Origin of the sequence: Streptomyces sp. YS-3 (genome assembly GCF_045257485.1) — a bacterium.
Lineage (GTDB): Bacteria > Actinomycetota > Actinomycetes > Streptomycetales > Streptomycetaceae > Streptomyces.
The window spans coordinates 1-1,649 of sequence record NZ_JBJHPC010000940.1 but is presented as its reverse complement, the minus strand read 5'-3'; the positions used below and the strand labels follow the sequence as shown (position 1 = coordinate 1,649).

The following is a 1,649-nucleotide window of genomic DNA, read 5'->3' as shown; positions in this document are numbered from 1 at the left end:
CACTGGGCGGGGGTGGGGAGCTGGACGGTGGTGTTGGTCCAGGGGCGCGGGCCGCTGCCGCGTTTGCGCGAGCGCCAGGCGACTCCGACGGTGGCCTGGCCGGTGGCGACGGCCGCGGCGAGATGGGCGACGGTGGCGCACGAACCGCCGCCGCCGAAGCCGACCTTCCCGAAGAAGGTGACGTCGCCGGCGCCGATCGACTTGGCGATCTCCACCTCGTCGGTCTCCTCCATCGTGTACGAGGCGAAGCCGTCCACCTCACCGGGAGGGATTCCGGCGTCGTCGAGCGCGGCGAGGATGGCCCGGCAGGCCAACTTCTTCTCGGAGTCGCCCAGCCGGCGGGCGAACTCCGTCTGGCCTATGCCCGCTATCGCCGTCGCGTCCTTGAGCATCGACACCCGCCACCTCCGCAAACGCCGTGTGCCATTGCCGCTGTTGCTGCTGACAGCGTGGAAGGGTACAGCTAATCTGACGGGCAGTCAGCTACTGTGCACGGCTACCGTCGGCGAAAGGGCTTGCCATGGGGGCGGACATACGGGCGGACGTACGGGGTGACCTGGAGTGGGGCTCGGTCCCCGGGCTCGTGCGCGCCGCCGCCGAGCGGTACGGGGAGCGGGAGGCCGTCGTCGAGGGCCGCGTCCGCGTCTCGTACGCGGAGCTGGGCGAGCGGGTGGAGCGGGCGGCGGCGGCCTGTATGGCGGCCGGGGTCGAGAGCGGCGACCGGGTCGCGGTGTGGGCGCCCAACACCCTGGACTGGATCGTCTCCGCGCTCGGCGCGGTCACGGCCGGGGCGGTGCTCGTCCCGCTGAACACGCGGTTCAAGGGCTCCGAGGCGGCGTACGTCCTGCGCCGCAGCCGGGCGAGGCTGCTCTTCGTGACGGGGACGTTCCTGGGCACGTCGTACGTCGCCACCCTGCGCAGCGCCGCCGCCGAGGGGGACGGCGGCGGGCCGCTGCCGGGGCTGCCGCATCTGGAGCAGGTGGTGGTGCTGGCGCAGGACGCGCCGGAGTCCTTCCGGACCTGGAAGGACTTCCTGGCGGGCGGCGAGGGCGTACCGGCGGAGGAGGTACGGGAGCGGGCGGACTCGGTGGAGTCCTCGGCCCCCTCGGACATCGTCTTCACCTCCGGCACGACGGGCCGGCCCAAGGGCGCGGTGATCACTCACGCGCAGACGCTGCGGGGGTACGCCCTGTGGAGCGAGCTGGCCGGGCTGCGGGAGGGTGACCGCTATCTGATCGTGAACCCCTTCTTCCACACCTTCGGGTACAAGGCGGGGATCATCGCCTGTCTGATGCGGGGGGCGGTGATGGTGCCGCAGCCGGTCTTCGACGTCGAGACGGTCCTGGCGAACATCGCGGCCGAGCGCATCTCCGTACTCCCCGGCCCGCCCACCCTCCATCAGTCCCTCCTCGACCATCCGGCGCGCGCGGCCCACGACCTGTCCGCGCTCCGGCTCGTGGTGACCGGCGCGGCCGTCGTCCCGCTGCGGCTCGTCGAGCGGCTGCGGACGGAGCTGGGGATCGGGACGGTGCTGACGGCGTACGGGCTGTCCGAGGCGAGCGGCATCGTCACGATGTGCCGGCGCGGGGACCCGGTGGAGGTGATCGCGGGCACGTCGGGACGGGCGATACCGGGTACGGAGGTACGGG

Annotated in this window: 1 protein-coding gene and 1 pseudogene; one reads left to right on the top strand and one right to left on the bottom strand. The window is 72.8% G+C overall.

Translation table 11 applies throughout. The annotated features are described in order from the left end of the window. Window positions 1-392 (bottom strand): annotated as a pseudogene (locus ACJA3G_RS36510) (lipid-transfer protein); the annotation flags it as partial. A 128-nt stretch (window positions 393-520) separates the two neighbouring features. Here ACJA3G_RS36510 and ACJA3G_RS36505 point away from each other — a divergent pair. Continuing rightward, a partial coding sequence (locus tag ACJA3G_RS36505; protein WP_406557314.1) for an AMP-binding protein occupies window positions 521-1,649 on the top strand: 1,129 nt, incomplete at its 3' end.